At 37.6% G+C, this 18,697-nt stretch carries 17 protein-coding genes; 13 read left to right on the top strand and 4 right to left on the bottom strand.

What is annotated here, in order from left to right; genetic code table 11:
* Window positions 1-63 precede the first annotated feature (63 nt).
* Together speD and NQZ71_RS12085 are read left to right on the top strand one after the other, a co-directional pair.
* A complete protein-coding gene (gene speD / locus NQZ71_RS12090) occupies window positions 64-873 on the top strand; it encodes an adenosylmethionine decarboxylase (RefSeq protein ID WP_144455916.1) in 810 nt (269 codons plus the stop codon).
* Window positions 874-1,021: 148 nt separating this feature from the next.
* Complete coding sequence (locus NQZ71_RS12085) at window positions 1,022-2,188, top strand: M20 family metallopeptidase (protein ID WP_260053841.1); 1,167 nt, start codon at window positions 1,022-1,024, stop codon at window positions 2,186-2,188.
* 42 nt (window positions 2,189-2,230) lie between these two features.
* Here the strand turns inward: NQZ71_RS12085 and NQZ71_RS12080 are convergent, their stop codons facing one another.
* Window positions 2,231-3,454, bottom strand: coding sequence for an MFS transporter (locus NQZ71_RS12080; RefSeq protein ID WP_317010701.1), 1,224 nt, complete (start codon window positions 3,452-3,454; stop codon window positions 2,231-2,233).
* Between the two features lie 183 nt (window positions 3,455-3,637).
* Between NQZ71_RS12080 and NQZ71_RS12075 the strand changes: the two genes are divergently transcribed.
* Window positions 3,638-5,089, top strand: a complete 1,452-nt coding sequence (locus NQZ71_RS12075) for an alpha-amylase (protein WP_317010700.1) — start codon at window positions 3,638-3,640, stop codon at window positions 5,087-5,089.
* Window positions 5,090-5,131: 42 nt separating this feature from the next.
* Here the strand turns inward: NQZ71_RS12075 and NQZ71_RS12070 are convergent, their stop codons facing one another.
* On the bottom strand, window positions 5,132-5,764 hold the full coding sequence (locus NQZ71_RS12070) for a LysE family translocator (protein ID WP_317010699.1): 633 nt from the start codon (window positions 5,762-5,764) through the stop codon (window positions 5,132-5,134).
* A 186-nt stretch (window positions 5,765-5,950) separates the two neighbouring features.
* Between NQZ71_RS12070 and NQZ71_RS12065 the strand changes: the two genes are divergently transcribed.
* From NQZ71_RS12065 to NQZ71_RS12050, 4 genes are all read left to right on the top strand, one after another.
* Window positions 5,951-6,934, top strand: coding sequence for a Gfo/Idh/MocA family protein (locus tag NQZ71_RS12065; protein WP_275007597.1), 984 nt, complete (start codon window positions 5,951-5,953; stop codon window positions 6,932-6,934).
* Window positions 6,935-6,957: 23 nt separating this feature from the next.
* Window positions 6,958-7,377 carry a DUF1801 domain-containing protein gene (locus tag NQZ71_RS12060; protein WP_275007598.1) on the top strand — a complete coding sequence of 140 codons (420 nt, stop codon included), beginning with the start codon at window positions 6,958-6,960 and terminating at the stop codon, window positions 7,375-7,377.
* A gap of 145 nt (window positions 7,378-7,522) precedes the next feature.
* A complete protein-coding gene (gene map / locus NQZ71_RS12055) occupies window positions 7,523-8,266 on the top strand; it encodes a type I methionyl aminopeptidase (protein WP_275007599.1) in 744 nt (247 codons plus the stop codon).
* A 353-nt stretch (window positions 8,267-8,619) separates the two neighbouring features.
* On the top strand, window positions 8,620-10,026 hold the full coding sequence (locus NQZ71_RS12050) for an amino acid permease (protein WP_317010698.1): 1,407 nt from the start codon (window positions 8,620-8,622) through the stop codon (window positions 10,024-10,026).
* A gap of 35 nt (window positions 10,027-10,061) precedes the next feature.
* On the opposite strand, the gene NQZ71_RS12045 is transcribed toward NQZ71_RS12050, so the two are convergent.
* Window positions 10,062-10,568 (bottom strand): hypothetical protein, encoded by a 507-nt coding sequence (locus NQZ71_RS12045; RefSeq protein ID WP_317010697.1) that lies wholly within the window; start codon window positions 10,566-10,568, stop codon window positions 10,062-10,064.
* 189 nt (window positions 10,569-10,757) lie between these two features.
* Here NQZ71_RS12045 and NQZ71_RS12040 point away from each other — a divergent pair, with 189 nt between their 5' ends.
* The 6 genes from NQZ71_RS12040 to NQZ71_RS12015 all read left to right on the top strand — a co-directional run bounded on the left by NQZ71_RS12040 (window position 10,758) and on the right by NQZ71_RS12015 (window position 17,025).
* Window positions 10,758-11,078 (top strand): PadR family transcriptional regulator, encoded by a 321-nt coding sequence (locus NQZ71_RS12040; RefSeq protein ID WP_144455896.1) that lies wholly within the window; start codon window positions 10,758-10,760, stop codon window positions 11,076-11,078.
* Between the two features lie 15 nt (window positions 11,079-11,093).
* Window positions 11,094-11,855, top strand: coding sequence for a hypothetical protein (locus tag NQZ71_RS12035; protein ID WP_317010696.1), 762 nt, complete (start codon window positions 11,094-11,096; stop codon window positions 11,853-11,855).
* 203 nt (window positions 11,856-12,058) lie between these two features.
* Complete coding sequence (locus NQZ71_RS12030; RefSeq protein WP_144455892.1) at window positions 12,059-12,472, top strand: GNAT family N-acetyltransferase; 414 nt, start codon at window positions 12,059-12,061, stop codon at window positions 12,470-12,472.
* 103 nt (window positions 12,473-12,575) lie between these two features.
* Window positions 12,576-14,138, top strand: a complete 1,563-nt coding sequence (locus tag NQZ71_RS12025; protein ID WP_260053847.1) for a catalase — start codon at window positions 12,576-12,578, stop codon at window positions 14,136-14,138.
* A 170-nt stretch (window positions 14,139-14,308) separates the two neighbouring features.
* Window positions 14,309-16,183 carry a molecular chaperone HtpG gene (gene htpG / locus NQZ71_RS12020; RefSeq protein WP_275008080.1) on the top strand — a complete coding sequence of 625 codons (1,875 nt, stop codon included), beginning with the start codon at window positions 14,309-14,311 and terminating at the stop codon, window positions 16,181-16,183.
* Between the two features lie 125 nt (window positions 16,184-16,308).
* On the top strand, window positions 16,309-17,025 hold the full coding sequence (locus NQZ71_RS12015) for an MBL fold metallo-hydrolase (protein WP_317010695.1): 717 nt from the start codon (window positions 16,309-16,311) through the stop codon (window positions 17,023-17,025).
* 49 nt (window positions 17,026-17,074) lie between these two features.
* Here the strand turns inward: NQZ71_RS12015 and NQZ71_RS12010 are convergent, their stop codons facing one another.
* Window positions 17,075-18,574, bottom strand: a complete 1,500-nt coding sequence (locus tag NQZ71_RS12010) for an FAD-dependent oxidoreductase (protein WP_317010694.1) — start codon at window positions 18,572-18,574, stop codon at window positions 17,075-17,077.
* Window positions 18,575-18,697: the final 123 nt, after the last annotated feature.

Genomic DNA, 18,697 nt, shown 5'->3' with positions numbered 1-18,697 from the left:
AGGGGTAACATAAGACTATTTGAAAGTGCACTTATTTTTAGCACAAATAGGGGGATTACGAACATGAGCTTAACACCTGAACAACGCATTGAATTGCATGGATTTAATAATTTGACAAAATCACTGAGCTTCAACATGTATGATATTTGCTATACAAGAACAAAGGAAGAACGAGAAAGCTATCTTCAATACATTGATGAGCAATATAATGCTGATAGATTAACAAGCATTTTAAAGAATGTGGCGGAAATTATCGGAGCACATGTTTTAAATGTGGCAAAACAGGATTATGAACCGCAGGGAGCAAGTGTGACACTGCTAGTTTCTGAAGGTCCTGTGGCGGAGGCTCCTGAGGATGTATTTGAAGAATCTCCTGGGCCCCTGCCTGATTCTGTTGTTATCCACCTTGATAAAAGTCATATAACTGTTCATACTTATCCAGAATATCATCCAGATGAAGGAATCAGCACATTTAGAGCAGATATAGATGTTTCTACATGTGGAGAGATATCTCCCTTAAAGGCACTTAACTACTTAATCCATTCCTTTGATACTGACATTATGATTATTGATTACAGAGTCAGAGGGTTTACACGTGATATTCATGGCCATAAATTGTTTATTGACCATGATATTAATTCCATCCAAAATTATATTCCATTAGAAGCGCAGAAAATTTTCGATATGATTGATGTGAATATTTATCAAGAAAATATTTTTCATACGAAATGCAAGCTAAAGCAATTTGACTTAAATAATTATTTATTCGGTTATACGGCAGATGAGCTCAGTGAAAAGGAGCAAGCAGACATAACCGAAAAGCTCACTGTAGAGATGAATGAAATTTTTTACGGAAAAAATATAAGCGGTTAATAAAGAAGACAGGCGATAAGGTCTGTCTTTTTCATTTTTTGTTTTTTGTATAAATATGCTTAAAATATAATTTTTAATCATTTTATAATGTTAATCTCTAATAATTTTGGTAAAATAGTATCATTATAGGGAGAAGGGAAAGGTTTAGTTGAAACAAACAATCATTGACACAATTGAACAACATAAAAAAACATTCGAGGAAATTAGTATATATATTGGGGAAAATCCAGAACTTGGACATGAAGAATTCAAGGCGAGCGCTATTTTAATTAAAACATTATTAGATCATGACTTTGAGGTCGAAAGAGAGTTTTGTGGTCTGCCAACTGCCTTTCGGGCCGTATTTGACAGTGGAAAGGAAGGTCCTGTTATCGGCTTTATGTCAGAATATGATGCGCTGCCAGAAGTCGGACATGCATGCGGTCATAACTTGATTGGAACAATGGGAATTGCAGCAGGAATCGGTCTTAGCAAGGTGCTTGCTGAGACTGGCGGAAAGGTAATCGTATATGGAACGCCTGCAGAAGAAACAAAGGGCGGCAAGGTAACAATGGCAGAGAAGGACATCTTTTCAGAGCTTGATGTGGCTATGATGGTTCATCCACTTGATAATAATATGAAAAGCGGTGCATCTCTTGCAATGGATGCGATTCAATTTGAATTTTTCGGAAAAGCAGCACACGCAGCTGCAAGTCCGCATATGGGCATTAATGCATTAGATGCCGTTATCCAAACATTCAACAGCATTAACGCACTACGCCAGCATGTAACCTCAGATGCTCGTATTCATGGTATTATCCCAGAAGGCGGAAAAGCAGCGAATGTTGTACCTGATTATGCTGTTGCTCAATTCTATGTTCGTGCTGCCAAAAGAGAGTATGTTAATGAACTAGTTGAAAAGGTGAAGAAGTGTGCAGAAGGTGCTGCCCTGCAAACTGGTACAACATTTAAAGTATCAAACTATGAATTCTCTTATGATGATATGATTTCAAATGACACCCTTTCAGAAGCTTTCACAAACGAACTAGTGTCTCTTGGCATACCTGTTGAGGAAATTTATGAACAAAGAGATGGCTCTGGTTCTCTTGATATGGGGAATGTCAGCCAAGCAGTGCCGTCTATTCATCCTTATATTAAAATTTGTAACGAAGCGTATGCATGCCATACACATGAATTCAGAGAGGCAGCGATGACAGATCAGGCAAGAGAAGCAATGATTGTCGGCGCTAAATCTATGGCGTTAACTGGGTATGAAGTATTAACAAACCCGGAATTACTGCAAAAGATTAAAGCTGAATTTAATCGTATGCAATAATACAAAAACAATCCCCTGCAAATTGCCGGGGATTGTTTTTTGCTAAGAGACACTCTTCAACTGTTTTCCTTTTTTATGTAAATGTGTTGCGTAGAAAATAATGCAAAGTGTTGCTGAAATTAATGTGCCATGGAAAATCCATACCATTATTTTTAAAGAGCTTGCCTCAAGCACAATTGGTGCAACAATAAAGCCGAGGGCAAATCCAAGCGATTTTAACAGCATGCCAACACCAAATATTCTCCCTCTAATATGATTATTGGTTTTTTGAAGAATGACAGCATGCAGGGTTGTAAAGGTTGCATCAAAAATCCCTGTAAAAAAGGCAAATGCAAGAATAAGCCAACTATTACTGTTTGAAAAGAAAGTGATAAAGCCTGCTGACATGAGCATTGCCGAAAAAAAGGCTGCATAATAAAGACTTCTATCATCGTTAAATTTGATTTTCGGAATAATCATGGTGGAAAAAACAGAGCCGAGTCCCCATGCTCCCCAAATCAGACCATAATATAAGCTTTGCTTCTCCTCGCTAATCATTTCAGCCAGAAGGGGAATCCCTAAGTTGTGGGATGCTCCGGCAAAGGACCCTATTAAAAAAACGGCATTAACTAATAACAGCATTGGAGCTAATAAGATAAAGGCGTTAACTTCCTTTAAATCCTTGCTGAGACTTGATAGGATTTTTTTTACACTTCCAGCGGCAGAGGTTGCGTTTTTTTGTGCAGTGGATGTTTGCCATTTCATTTTCATTAAAATCAATGCAGATAAAATATAGGTAACGGCATCTATAATCAACGTCCATTTATATCCAACCACATTCGTTATTATTCCAGCACCGATAAATCCGAACACTAGACTTACCGATGTCAGCCTTGCTATAAGTGCGTTTGTTTGGATTACTTTATCCTCACCAAATATTTGCGGAATTTCTGCACTATAGCTAACCGAAAACAGGCTAGTGGTGAAACCAATCAAAAAGCATACTGCAATAATCATGACAGGATTAGGAAAAAACAACAGTAACAATATGATGGCAGCTCGTAGTATATCAGCGAGTATCATAATCTTTCGTCTGTCAAATCTGTCTGCAAGAACCCCTGAAAAAACGCTTGAAATCAAGCCTCCAATTGTGCGGAATGCCATTGTAGCAGCAAGCAAGCCAGTACTCCCGGTTGCAGCGTACATTAAAACATTTATAGCAATTAAATCCATATATGTTCCCAGATCTGAAAATGCCTTCACGTATAAAAAAATCTTCTTATTCATTGCTGCTCCTTTATCGTCTATTATTTTTGATTATTCTGTTTTTTTATTGTAAATGCATTATTAATATTTCGCAATACGAAAAAATCCAATGAAAAAAATTTTCTAATTAACTGGCTAAATGCTTTAAAAAAAAGAAATTGGGGTACTTATTAGGCATAATCATAAAATACAAGGAGTGTTTATATGGAAAACAAGACAATTATGCAATTTTTCGAATGGCATTTAGATGCAGATGGAAACCACTGGAAGAGATTAAAGGAAAGAGCAAGTGAACTGAAGGATGCAGGAATTGATGCTGTATGGGTTCCGCCTGTGACAAAAGGAATTACACAGGATGATAATGGCTATGGCATATACGATCTTTACGATTTAGGGGAATTCGATCAAAAAGGAACAGTCCGTACGAAATATGGAACAAAGGAGGAGCTGCTTGAAGCGATACAGGCTTGCCATAATGTCGGCATTTCTGTCTATGTCGATATTGTCATGAACCATAAAGCTGGAGCAGATGAATTAGAAACCTTTAAGGTTGTCGAAGTGAATCCAGATAATCGGGAAGAAGATATTTCAGAACCTTACGATATTGAAGGATGGACGAAATTCACTTTCCCTGGCAGAAATGGGCAATATTCTGATTTCCAATGGAATTACAACCACTTTAATGGCACAGATTATGATGCTAAAGAAGAGAAGGAGGGTGTATTCCGTATACTTGGTGAGAACAAGTATTGGAACAATAATGTCGATAAAGAGTTAGGAAACTACGACTTCTTAATGTTCTCCAATATCGATTTTAACAATGAAACGGTCAGGGAAGAGATGTTCAAATGGGGAACATGGATAAGTGAAACACTTTCATGCAATGGCTTCCGCCTTGATGCTATCAAACATATTAATCATGAATTCATTAAGGATTTTGCTGTTAACTTAAAGAAAGAAAAAGGCGATGATTTTTACTTTGTCGGCGAGTTTTGGAAAGGCGAAATCGATGAATGCAAGCAATTTTTAGAGGAGATGGATTACACTATTGACTTGTTTGATGTTCCGCTCCACTATAAGCTACATACAGCATCCATACAAGGCAGTGAGTTTGATTTATCAACAATATTTGATGATACCTTAGTTAAACTTCATCCGATGAATAGTGTCACATTTGTCGATAATCATGACACACAGCCAAATGAATCGTTAGAGTCGTGGGTGGAGGATTGGTTTAAGCAGATTGCTTATAGCTTAATTTTGTTGCGAGAGGACGGCTACCCTTGTGTGTTTTATGGAGATTATTATGGAATAAAAGGGCCTGTTCCTGTTGATGGCAAACAAATGGCGATTGATCCTCTTCTTTACGCAAGGAAAAAGAAAGCGTACGGACAACAGGATGATTATTTTGATGACAAAAATGTTATCGGCTGGGTTAGACATGGTGATGAAAATATCGAAAATTCAGGCTGTGCTGTCGTCATTTCAAATGATGTGGAAGGCAGTAAGCGCATGTTTGTCGGCACGGAGCGCGCTGGCGAAACGTGGATTGACCTAACAAACACAAGAAACGAAGAAATTGTCATTGAAGAGGATGGCTTTGCCGATTTTCTAGTTGATGGGCAGAGTGTATCCGTTTGGGGACTTCCTAACTAATATAGCAGAAAAAAAGGAACGGGTTTAACCGTTCCTTTTTTTCTAGTAAAATAGCTTATTAAGTCCTTGGAACGCAAAATAAACACCAAATAATAAGAGCGTCACGCCTGAGATTATGGAGATTATTCTTAATGTATTTTTATTTAGAAATCTTCTAAAACCAGAAGTAAGTGCCGCAAAGGTAACATCCCAAATTGTAAGTCCGATAAAGATCATACTGCTGTATAGAAGTAACATGCCTGTACCATTTTCTGCTGCTGTTTTTGCTAAAACAGATCCATAAATTCCAAGCCAAAACAGAAAGGACAATGGACTTGTTGCAGATAAAATAAACCCAGTCATAAAGCATTTGAATAAGGAGTCTTTCCCTCTTATATCATCCAGTTTAATAGAATTTGCGCTAATAATGCTTTCAACACCTGTATAAATAAAGATAAATCCTCCGAAAAGCCAAAGAAAAACCTGCACATAAGATAATTCTAAAAAATTCACCATGCCAAGATACACCATCAGCATGAAGATTGCATCTGCGACCATAGAGCCAATGCCGACAACCCACGCATGCCAAAAGCCATTTTTGATGCCCTTATCGAGCCGGGCTGAATTAACAGGACCTATTGGCGCAGCTAACGTAAAACCTAATAAAATATAGCCAAGTAATATGCTTAGGCTCATTTTTCTCCCTCCATCACAACTGCTTGTACATCCAAGTCTATGTTTAGCAAAAAGCAAATATGTTTCAATGATTTAAGAAAGTTCCCATTGACACGTACAGCAAATTTGTAAAATGAAGTACTCATCATATGTTTTTATCTGACAGTCTGCTATTCTAGTAATAATCAAATTGAAAGTGGTGGAGACATGATACGTTTTGGCATTGTTGGTTCCAACTGGATAACAGAGAGATTTATTAAAGCAGGAAGACAGCATGAACAATTTTTAGTAAGCGCTGTCTATTCACGCTCCGAAAAAAAGGCGCGGGAGTTTGCAAAAAAGCAGGAAATCAAGCATGCATTTCATAATCTGGAGGAAATGGCAGCATCTACAGAAATAGATGCAGTATATATTGCTACACCGAATAGTCTGCATTGTGAACAGGCAATACTGTTTATGAATAATAAAAAGCATGTTATATGTGAGAAGCCATTTGCCTCCAATCGTGAAGAAGCAGAAAAGATGATGGCCGCAGCAAAGAATAACGGTGTGACATTAATGGAAGCGATGAAATCAACACTCATGCCAAATTTCCTTGCTGTGAAGGAAAATATCCATAAAATCGGAAAAATACAATCCTATTTCTCTGCCAATTGCCGATTATCTCCCTTTTATGAGCAATACAAAAATGGTGAACTGCCTAACCTTTTCAATCCAAAGCTATCTGGCGGAGCGTTAATGGATTTAGGTGTTTACACTGTATACCCGATAGTTGAATTGTTTGGTGCACCGAGATCTATCGCTGCCTTTGGGAATCTTTTGTCTACTGGTGTTGATGGAAATGGCCAAATTACGCTTGAATATGATGGATTTAGAGCGAATGTATTGTTCTCCTGCATATCTGAATCGACTTTGCCGACAGAAATCCAAGGAGAAGACGGCACGATGCTGATTCATCATATATCCAGCCCGAAAAAGTCAGAGATCCTAATTCCTAACGGAACAGCAGAGGATATCAGCAAACTCGAGCAGTTAGAACCGATGTACTATGAAATCAAGGAATTTATAGAGACTATTCAATCAAATACCATTGAATCACCTCGCAATACATGGGCAAAGACTTTAATAACAATGGAAATACTAGATGAAGCAAGAAGGCAAATGAAAGTAACAATGGCAGACAAAAGCTAATAAAAGGAGCTGAACCTGGGCTAATGTATGAATTAAAGACAAAGGAAACAGAAAATAGTGTGATTGAATTTATTGAAGCAATCGATAGCGTAAAAAAAAGAGAAGACGCTTATAAATTAGTGGATATTTTTGCGGAAACAACCAATTATTCTCCAAAAATGTGGGGACCAAGCATTATTGGGTTTGGAGCTTATCATTATAAATACGCGACAGGACACGAGGGAGATGCACCATTAGTGGGCTTTTCACCAAGAAAGGCAAAAATCAGTCTTTATTTTGCTCCTGGGGAACAAAAAAGAGAGGAATTACTAAAGCACTTTGGCAAACACACCACTGGAAAGGCTTGTGTATACATAAATAAAGTCGCAGATATTAATATAGATGTTTTAAAGGAGCTAATTACATCCTCTGTCAAATTTCTGCGAGAAACATATCCTGAATAAGGAACAATATAACAGAGATAAAGAAATCACCTTATACAATTGTTAGGAAGGGGATATATTTTACTAATAAAGGATGTTAGACTATAATAATAACGTTTTAGTGGATGAATTAATCAACGTTAGATGAAACAAAGAGGAGAATTTTATGATTGTTAAAAATGAGCAAGACATTAATGGATTAATGGAAATTGGGAAAATAGTCAGCTTAATTAGGGAAGAACTATATAGAAAAACGGTTCCTGGCATCACGACAAAGGAATTGGATGAACTGGCAGGAAAATTATTTGCAGAGAATGGCGCTGTGTCAGCACCTCAGGACATGTATGATTTTCCAGGCTATACATGTATTTCTGTAAATGATGAGGTTGCTCATGGAATTCCGGGAAGCCGCGTTATCCAGGAAGGCGACTTAGTAAATATTGACGTTTCGGCAAGTAAAAACGGTTATTTCGCAGATACTGGAAAGTCTTTCGTTGTCGGCAACGGAGACCCTAAATTAGTGAAATTATGTGAAGTAGCAAAAGAAGCGTTTGAAGAAGGACTTAAATGCTTTAAACCAGGTGCTAAAAAGAACAGAATCGGGAAATTTGTTTATAATACGGCTAAAAAGCATGGATTTACGGTTATTAAAAACCTGACTGGCCATGGTATCGGCACATCCTTGCACGAAGAGCCAGATCATATCCTTAATTATTTTGATTCATGGGACAATGACCTGCTAAAAGAAGGAATGGTTATTGCCTTTGAGCCATTTATTTCGACTAGTGCTGAAGAGGTGTATGAAGAGTCTGATGGCTGGACATTCTCAACGAAAAACAAAAGCTTTGTAGCACAATATGAGCATACCGTAATCATTACGAAAGATAAGCCTATTATTACAACACTATAAAATAAAGCCAGCAGAATTCATTTCTGCTGGCTTTATTTTATTTACTTTGTGATTTTTTATTCAGAATATTTTAGTACTTTAGCAGGGTAAAAGTTATTATTGACAGCACTAGTTTTCTTACCGTATGGTATATATATACCGTTCACCGTATTTTGATTAATTTGGAACGGAGGCAGGGCCCACAAAAAAAAGAGCCAAATTGCCGTTTATGGAAATTACTAATGGATGTGCTTGTATTCTTTGATTTTAATTTGGAAAAATAGTAGAAGTATATGTAATAGCTTTTAACAATTTACAAGTAATCTCCAATTTACAACTAGCAATTACACAATAAAGGAGAGAACACAAACATCATGAGCAATGGTAATAAACTTGGACTGGCTATATTGACATCACTTGTTGTCGGTAATATGGTCGGTTCGGGAATCTTTATGCTTCCTCGCTCTCTGTCAGAGGTAGCAAGCCCTGCAGGTGTCATACTCGCATGGGTTTTAACTGGTTTAGGAGTATTAGTTACAGCTTTAGTCTTTGGAAATTTAGCAATTAGAAAACCTGAATTAACTGGTGGTCCACAAATATATGCAAAGCAGTTGTTTAAGGAAGGGACGAACCTGTCGTTGCTTTCCGGTTTTATGTCCTCATGGGGATACTGGATTGGGAACCTTGCAGGAAATGTTGCGATAATCACAACATTTGCCGGTTATTTATCAACGTTTTTCCCTATTTTAACTAGTGAGGCTGTCCTGTTTACAGCAGGTTCCTTTACTTTAAGAGTCGGAAATGCCTTTACATTCGCCGTTTGTACCTTGCTTTTATGGGGGACACATTTTATTATTTTGCGCGGGCTTGAAAATGCAGGAAAACTGAACTTCCTTGCTACTGCAGCTAAAGTTGTCGGATTTTTGCTGTTTATAATCATTGCACTGTTTGCGTTTGAAGCAAGTAATATACTGCCATTTGCTGAAGCAAAAATAGATGCAGCAGGCAACTCAGTTGGTTTATTAGGACAAGTTAATAATGCAGCAGTTACGACACTGTGGGCATTTCTTGGTGTTGAATCTGCCGTTGTGTTTGCAGGCAGAGCCAAAAAGAAAATTGATGTGAAACGTGCTACGATTTTGGGACTGTTTCTTGCACTAGCAATCTATATTGGCATAAGCACATTGGTTATGGGACTGTTAAGTCAAGAAGCGCTGGTTTCTTCACAAAAACCATTGATTGATGCCATTGAGGTCGTGCTTGGTCCAATAGGCGGAAAAGTTCTTGCTGGTATCGGGCTGATCAGCTTATTTGGGTCCACAATCGGCTGGGTAATGCTGAGTGCTGAAATACCTTATCAAGCTGCAAAGCAAGGGATTTTCTTAAATCCTTTTAAGAAAGAAAATAAGCATGGCATGCCAGTATTTTCTTTAGTGCTGACAAACCTACTTGGACAATTATTCATTTTCTCTACTGTGTCAAACAGTATTTCACAAGCATTTGATTTTGTCATTTACATTGCTACATTGGCATATCTTGTTCCATACTTGATTGCCTCGTTGTTCCAAGTGAAGCTTACCTTCACAGGAGAAACATATGTGCATAATAAAGGCCGGAAATTAGACATGGTAATCGGCGTACTTGCATCCATTTACTCCATATGGGTCATTATTGCAGGAACAGCAGATATTAAGACATTTCTGTTCGGAGTCATCCTACTCGCAAGCGGTATATTATTTTATCCAAAAGTCCGCCGCAGCCAAAGTCTAACTAATAAATAAAAAAAAGCGAAGCAGAAAAAATGCTTCGCTTTTTTTTATATAGAGGAAGTACTACTATTCTTTTCCTCCCAGTCGACATTATGCTCTTCTGCCAGCTTATCAATCTCATTTTGATATTCACGAAGCAAAGAGCGGGCTTCTTCTAACATACCGTTTGCCTCTTCTATCAACAACGGATCCTGTGTTTCAAGAGCCCTGACAATTTTTACAAACGCATTATATTGAAGATCTGCGCCTTTTATATAAATCTCATGAATTTCCCTTAACTCACTTGTTTCAATTGGAACAGAATTCAATTCCTTAATAAACTCATTGTAGGTTGGGATGACGGTTGATACTAAAGCATCATACATGGTTATATCATCACTATAGTTTAAACCTGAAACTTGATCGTAGGCAGAAACAGCAGTTGCCTCCAGCTCAAAGGCTGTTAGCATTTCCTTATTAACATAGTCCATTAAATCATCCTGAATCGGATCGTTGAAGCATGCAGATAAAACAAGCATGATTGGTAAAATGGAGAAAAAAATAACTTTTTTCACTAAAAAACCTCCTTTACCACAACTTATGTAGGAGAGGAAGTCCACTATGTATAGCAGAAAAGCCCAATTATTTTAAAAAAGGAAAATAATTACTCGAACTATCTTGTAAAGCAAAATAGTGTATGATAATCTGTATTCATAAGCTATCTTGCATTGCAAAATAGCTAGTCGATTGAAGGGAAGAAGCAGATGTCATCAAGTCAAATGCTTAAAGGCGTTCTCGAAGGCTGTTTATTAGCAGTCATCGCAAAAGGCGAAGTGTATGGGTATGAAATGATTGAAAAGCTAGAAGCGTACGGATTTACAATGATTAGTGAAGGCAGCATCTATCCTGTGCTGCTGCGTATGAAAAAAGAAATGCTTGTTCATGTTGAAACAAAAGCATCACCATCTGGACCGAAAAGAAAGTATTACACACTAACAGCAGAAGGATACAGTGAATTAACGCAATTCGAGGAAAGATGGCTGCATTTATCCAACAGTGTCAACGAATTATTAAACAAGAAATAAAGGAGGACCTAAGTTATGGAGCTATCTGCGAAGGGGCAGGAATTTATCGATAATCTTCAATTGTATTTAATGGCCAGCGGCAAAAAAGAAACAGAAATTAATGAGATAGTGGAAGAATTGACAGACCATCTAGTAGAAGCGGAAAAGGACGGCAAAAACATTACAGAAATTACAGGCGACTCCCCAAAATCCTATATGGAAAGTTTAGCTAACGAAATGAAAACAGACTATAGAGAATGGTTAAAGTATATTCCTCTTGTGTTTATAAGTGTTATTGCCTATAAAGTAATCGGTGACACCATTCTAGGTGAGTTAAGCTATTCATTAGCAGTCATCATTGGTCAGCCTTTAGTTGTTGCAGTAATGCTTTTATTATTTGTCCTTACATTCAAAAAGTTTGCTTCAAATACAGAAGCGCTGTCAAAAAAGATGATGATTGTTGTTATGATACTCAATATCCTGTGTACTTCAGCATTTGTTCTGCTTTTATACTTTGGAAACAAAGGGACACCAGTGCTTATAATTGACGATTTTGCTGGAAAGCTGAGTATTGCTGCAGTTGCATTCGTTTTCTTAGCATGGTTTGCATGGTGGTCGAAATCCTTATTACCTTTTATTCCATTAATGATTTATGTACCTACATTAGCAGTACAATATTTACCACTTACAAATGAGAAAAAAGCAATATATTCCGCCATCCTCTTCGCCTTGTTTGGAATCATCTATTTTTTGGTTATATTTATAAAAAGCAGAAAAGAAAAAGCGAAAACAGCTTAAATGCTTACGAACAGCAGCAGTAATCATGATTTACTTTGTTGAAAACGGTAAGAACTAACTAATTAAACTTGAAAATAACTCTTCTTTAAAGATTACCTCTACTTTGACACCTACAATTAGGTGTTTTTTTAAACTAATAATTGAATATTTATTAATAATATTGTATAAATATTATATAAACAATCGTACTGAGGAGAATAACAATGGACTACCAAATAACAAATGAACTCCCTACATTTGAACAGTTTGCAGCACTGCATGAAGCAAGTGGATTGCTGCAAAATAAAAAAGGAAATTATACACGAGAACAATTATATGAAGCAGCCAAAAACAGCTGGTATTATACAGCTATTTACCATAATGACACATTAACAGCATTTGGAAGAATGATTTCAGATGGTGTTTATCAGTCCCTAATCTGTGATGTAATGGTAAACCCAGATATGCAAGGGCAAGGTCTTGGCAAAAAGGTGATTGAAGAGCTTATTCAAAAATGCAAAGATAGCGGCATTCAAACAGTCCAGCTTTTTTCAGCAAAGGGAAAGCATCCCTTCTATAAGAAGCTAGGCTTTCAAGAGAGAGAAACAGACGCTCCTGGCATGACAATTTTAATTTAAATAAAAAATCAGCTATGAAAATATTGTAAAATCCAACTAAAATATGCATATCACTCCTAATTTTGGTAACGATACTGTTATACATATAAAGGAGTTGGAATGTATGGAAGAAAAAATGAATGAGCCTACCGGCGAAGACATGTTAACAAATCGCCAAGGTCATCCTGTAACAGATAATCAAAATGTAAGAACGGTTGGGAACAGAGGCCCGACAACACTGGAAAATTACGATTTCTTAGAAAAAATCACACACTTTGATCGTGAAAAAATCCCGGAAAGGGTTGTTCACGCAAGAGGTGCTGGAGCACATGGGTATTTTGAGTCATATGGTACTGTTGGTGATGAACCTATTTCCAAATATACAAGAGCAAAGATTTTTCAAGAAAAAGGCAAACAAACACCGCTTTTCGTGCGTTTTTCAACAGTTGTCCATGGTGTTCATTCACCAGAATCATTAAGAGATCCACGAGGATTTGCGATCAAGTTTTATACAGAGGATGGCAACTGGGATTTAGTGGGGAACAACATAAAGATTTTCTTTATCCGTGATCCGCTGAAATTTCCAGATATGGTTCATTCCTTTAAGCCAGACCCTGTTACAAACCTGTCAGACCCGGAAAGAATGTTTGACTTCCTTGCATTGACTCCTGAATCCATGCATATGATCACATTCTTGTTTTCACCATGGGGCATACCTGCGAATTACCGGCAGATGCAAGGATCTGGTGTTCATGCCTATAAATGGGTGAACGAGGAAGGTAAAGGTGTTCTTGTTAAATACCATTGGGAGCCAAAACAAGGCATCAAGAACTTAACACAAAAAGAAGCAGATGAGATTCAAGGAAAGAACTATAGCCATGCAACACAGGATTTATATGAAGCCATTGAAAAAGGCGATTATCCGGAATGGGAGCTTTATGTTCAAATCATGGAGGATGGAGAGCATCCAGAATTGGATTTTGATCCACTTGATCCGACAAAGCTTTGGTATAAAGACGATTTCCCTTGGCTTCCAGTCGGAAAGATGGTTTTGAATAAGAATCCGGAAAACTACTTTACAGAAGTAGAGCAAGTTGCATTTGGTACAGGTGTAATCGTGGATGGAATGGACTTTTCTGATGACAAGCTTCTTCAAGGAAGAACATTCTCATACTCTGATACACAGCGACACAGAGTCGGAACAAACTACCTGCAATTGCCAATCAATAAGCCGAAAAAGCATGTGGCAACAAATCAGGAAGGCGGCCAAATGGATTTCCGTACTGAGTTCGGCAAACACCAAAATCCGCACATCAATTATGAGCCATCTGTTATCGGCGGCTTAAAGGAAGCGGAAAATCCCGGAAAAGAGCATGAGCCGCATGTGGAGGGCGAAGTGAAACGGGAAAAAATCTCTCGTGAGAATAATTTCGGACAGGCCGGAGAAACATACAGACGTTTTTCTGATTTTGAACGAGATGAACTCATCAGTAACCTATCATCCGCACTTGCTGCTTGTCGAGAGGAAATACAAGCAAAAATGGTCGATATGCTGACACAATGCGATGAAGATTACGGTAAAAGAATTGCCGAAGGAATTAAGAAGATTACAGAAACTAGAGTCGATAAAATGGAAGAGGCTGTGCAAACAGCAGAGGATGTGTCCCATCCCTCTGATCCATATTAATAATGATTTAGCCTGCTGTGTTTATAACAGCAGGCTGTTTCTTTTTGCAGATATGTTGACAAAATTCCAAATATATGGTATTAAATAAGCGTTAGCACTTGAAATCTATGAGTGCTAACGGCGTTACATATTCGTTTATTCTTACTTTTGAAAGGAGCTATTTGCTAATGATGGAAACAAAGGAATTCAAAGCCGAATCCAAAAGGCTTCTCGAAATGATGATTAACTCTATTTACTCCCAAAGAGAGGTTTTTTTAAGAGAACTGATTTCTAATGCAAGTGATGCCATTGATAAAATCTATTACAGGGCATTATCAGATGATGCAATAACCTTCCATAAAGAAGATTACTATATAAAGATTAAAGCAGATAAACAGAAGCGGACGTTGACCATAACAGACAGTGGCATCGGAATGACAAAAGAAGAGTTGGAGAATAACTTAGGGACAATTGCAAAAAGCGGTTCTTTTGCCTTTAAGAATGAAACAGTGCTAAAGGACGGGCATGATATTATCGGCCAATTTGGTGTAGGTTTCTATGCTGCCTTTATGGTCGCAGATGTTGTAACTGTTACTTCAAAATCGTTGGACAGCAGCATTGCCTACAAATGGCAATCAAAGGGTGCTGACGGGTACACAATCGAAGAAGCTGCAAAGGAACAAGTCGGAACGGAAATAGTGCTAACATTAAAGGAAAACAGTGAGGAAGACCAATATGATGAGTTTTTAGACGAGCATCGTTTAAAACAAATTATCAAAAAATACTCAGATTTTATCCGTTACCCAATTAAAATGGATGTGTCTGTTTCTGCTCCAGAGCAAGATGAGAATGGAGAATTTGCTGAGTTTGTGGAGGAACAAACAATTAACAGTATGGTGCCAATTTGGAGAAAAAACAAAAGTGAACTTACGGATGAAGATTATGAGCGCTTTTACGAGGATAAACGTTATGGATTTGATAAGCCGTTAACACATATTCATGTGAGCGTGGATGGAGCAATCCGCTATAATGCCATTTTGTATGTACCGGAAAAGGCACCATTTGATTATTATTCGAAGGAATATGAAAAAGGCGTAGAGCTGTATTCTAACGGTGTTCTGATTATGGAAAAATGCGCAGATCTTCTGCCTGATTATTTCAGCTTTGTAAAAGGGCTTGTTGATTCAGAGGATCTTTCCTTAAATATTTCCCGAGAGATGCTTCAGCATGACAGACAGCTGAAAAAAATCGAAAAAAATATCACCAAAAAAATTAAAGGCCAATTGAAAACACTGTTAAAGGATGAGCGGGAAAAATATGAAGCATTCTATCAATCTTTTGGCAGACAATTGAAATTCGGAGTCTATAATGATTTTGGAGCAAATAAAGAAATGCTAGAGGATTTACTGCTGTTTTATTCCTCAAAAGAGAAAAAGCTCGTTTCTTTAGATGAATATATCTCAAAAATGGCAGACGAGCAAAAGTATATATACTATGCAACAGGTGAGTCTATTGAAAGAATCAATAAACTTCCCCAAACAGAGCTTGTCGCTGACGAAGGCTATGAAATTCTTTATTTCACTGATGATATCGATGAGTTCGCCATTAAGATGCTTCATGTCTATAAAGACAAAGAATTTAAATCTGTATCTTCAAGCGATCTTGGTATTAATGTGAATGATAAGGAAACGACAGAAACAGAGGAAGAAGTTAAACCATTACTGCAGTTTATGAAAGAGGCCCTTAACGGGAAGGTGAAGGATGTGAAGATCTCAACAAGATTAAAATCTCATCCAGTTTGTCTTTCGACAGAAGGCGAATTAACGATTGAAATGGAAAAAATCCTTAATGCGATGCCTGACAGCCAGGGTGTGACAGCCGATAAAGTGCTCGAAATTAATACAAGCCATGAAGTATTTCAATCATTAAAAACAGCATTTGCACAGGATAACGATAAGCTTACACTGTATACAAATCTATTATACAATCAAGCGCTGCTTATTGAAGGACTTCCAATTGAGGATCCAGTAGAATTTACGAATAATATCTGCAAAATTATGGAATAGAAACGACAGAAACAGCCTTAGCAGGCTGTTTTGTCATTTGTTCAGAGCTTGATTTATTTTTGACAATATCTGGATTTGTAAGGATAATAGAAATGGTGAAATATCCGAAAAAGGAGGAGAATAAGATGGAGTCTCAATGGAATTTTAGCGCATTAAAGATAGATCTTGGTTCGTTCACGATTTTCCCTACATTATTATGGAATAAAACGAATGCTCTTCTAGTGGATACAGGCATGCCCGGCACGCTTGCTGCACTGCAGAAAGCATTTGCAGAAAATGATGTACCTTTTGAGAAACTTTCCGCCATTATATTAACACATCAGGATTTGGACCATATCGGTAGTCTGCCAGAATTAATGGAAGCATCAAACAAAAGGTTAGCTGTATTTGCACATGAACTGGATAAACCTTATATAGAAGGAACAAAGCTTCTTCTTAAATTGAGCGGAGAGAATTTAACCGCAGAAAAATGGGCATCTATACCTGATAGTTTAAAACCATTCTATGAGAATCCACCAAGTGCGGATGTAACGCTTCTCCTCACAGATAAAGCGGAGCTTGAAGGTTATCCTGGCATTGAGGTCATTACTACACCAGGTCACACACCTGGCCATGTCAGTCTTTATATAAAAGACAAGAAAACACTTATTGCTGGGGATGCTCTCACTTGCATAGACGGGAAACTAGCCGGACCTGTTCCCCAGCATACATTAAATATGGAAGAAGCGTTAGAATCCGCAGCTAAATTTCTTCACTATAATATTGATACAGTAATTTGCTACCATGGTGGTATTGCTGCAGGTACTATCAAGAAACAATTAAAAGCAATCATAGCAAAATAACCGAAAAGGGACAGGGAATTTCACAAAAGAAATTCCTGTCCCTTTTCGGTTATTGGTATTTCTTTAAAGGCTCGTCAGCCGGTCCTTCTAAAACATCTCCATCAAAAGAGAAGCGGGAGCCGTGGCACGGGCAATCCCAGGTTTTTTCCCCATTATTCCAAGCTACCTCACATCCAAGATGGGTACATGTTGTATCCACCATATGCACAGTTCCTTCCTTGTCCTTGTAACAGCCGACTTTTTTGCCGTTTATGCGGAGTATGGAAGCTTCATCAAGGGATAATTCCTTTTCTTGATCAGCTGACTTAAGCTTTCCGCCAATCAAATGCTTCGCTACATCTAAGTTAATACTAATAAATTTGCGTAAGCTCGGATCTGAATAAAAGCGAGAAGGTGTATACAATTCTTCATATGGATTTTGCTTGTTTAACACCAAATCAGCAAGCAAAAGAGCTGCTGCTGCTCCGTTAGTCATACCCCATTTTCGATACCCTGTTGCCACGAATACAGAATCATGACCTTTTTTAATACAGCCAACATACGGAACTTTGTCTAGTGTGATTAAGTCCTGTGCCGACCATTCGTATAAAACCTTGTCTGTTTTCAAAGCATTTTTTCCAAACTCCTTAAGTGCTTCATAATGCCTTGCTGTATCTTCATCTTGTCCTGTTTTATGACTGTCACCACTTATTAAGATGAGGTTCTTGCCATTATGTGTAACAGGACGCAGGGATCTAGTAGGAGTATCAGCGCTATAGTACATTCCGCCAGGATAGTCATTCGTTTCTTCTACTGCGACTATATACGACCTTTCCGGATACATCCGAGCAAAGTAGAAACCATTTGCATCGTAAAATGGAAAATGGGATGCACTGATAACCTTGTCTGCATGGACCTTAAAGCCATCTCTTGTAATTACTGCCACTTTTTCGGATTGATTTTCCTCAACATCTGTAGCTGTTGTATTTTCAAATATTTGTACATTTTCCATTTTCTCTATTAACTTTTTGAAAAACTGTAATGGATGAAATTGATATTGATCTTTCATTATTAATGCTGCTTTAATTGGGATTGGCAATGGAATAGAGGTTACTAGCTCACAATCAATGCCGATTTTTTGATATGCAACATGCTCCTTCTTTACTTTTTCTGCGTATTCATCCGCAACAGCATATAAAACCGCATCATGCTTTTCCAGTCCGCAGTCTATATCTAGCTGCTCTGCCAACAATTTTATAAACTCCATCGCATTCTTATTTGCTTCATAATATAGTTTGGCTTTTTCTAATCCCATATTTTCTATCAGCTCATCATAAATTAGTCCATGTTGTGCGGTAATTTTTGCTGTTGTGTAGCCTGTTGTACCACTCATTAATGTATCTGCTTCAAGCAATATAACTTGATGACCCTGTCTGCCGAGCAAATAAGCTGCTGTCATTCCAGTAATTCCTCCACCAACAATACAAACCTCTGTTACTTCATCCTTAGAAAGCGTTGAAAAGGATGGTAGCTTTACTGACTCTCTCCATAATGACTGATGTTCCTTCATACAATTTCATCTCCTCTTATTGTTTAACATTATGTTCCCCAGCAGAGGAAATAAAAAACAGTTAATCCAAAAAATAATAGGAAAAAGTCGCAAATCTTGCCTACATTGTTAAAATAAATTATA

Origin of the sequence: Niallia taxi, assembly GCF_032818155.1 — a bacterium.
Lineage (GTDB): Bacteria > Bacillota > Bacilli > Bacillales > Cytobacillaceae > Niallia > Niallia taxi_A.
The sequence above is the reverse complement of the archived record's forward strand: the minus strand, read 5'-3'. Positions and strand labels throughout refer to the sequence as shown.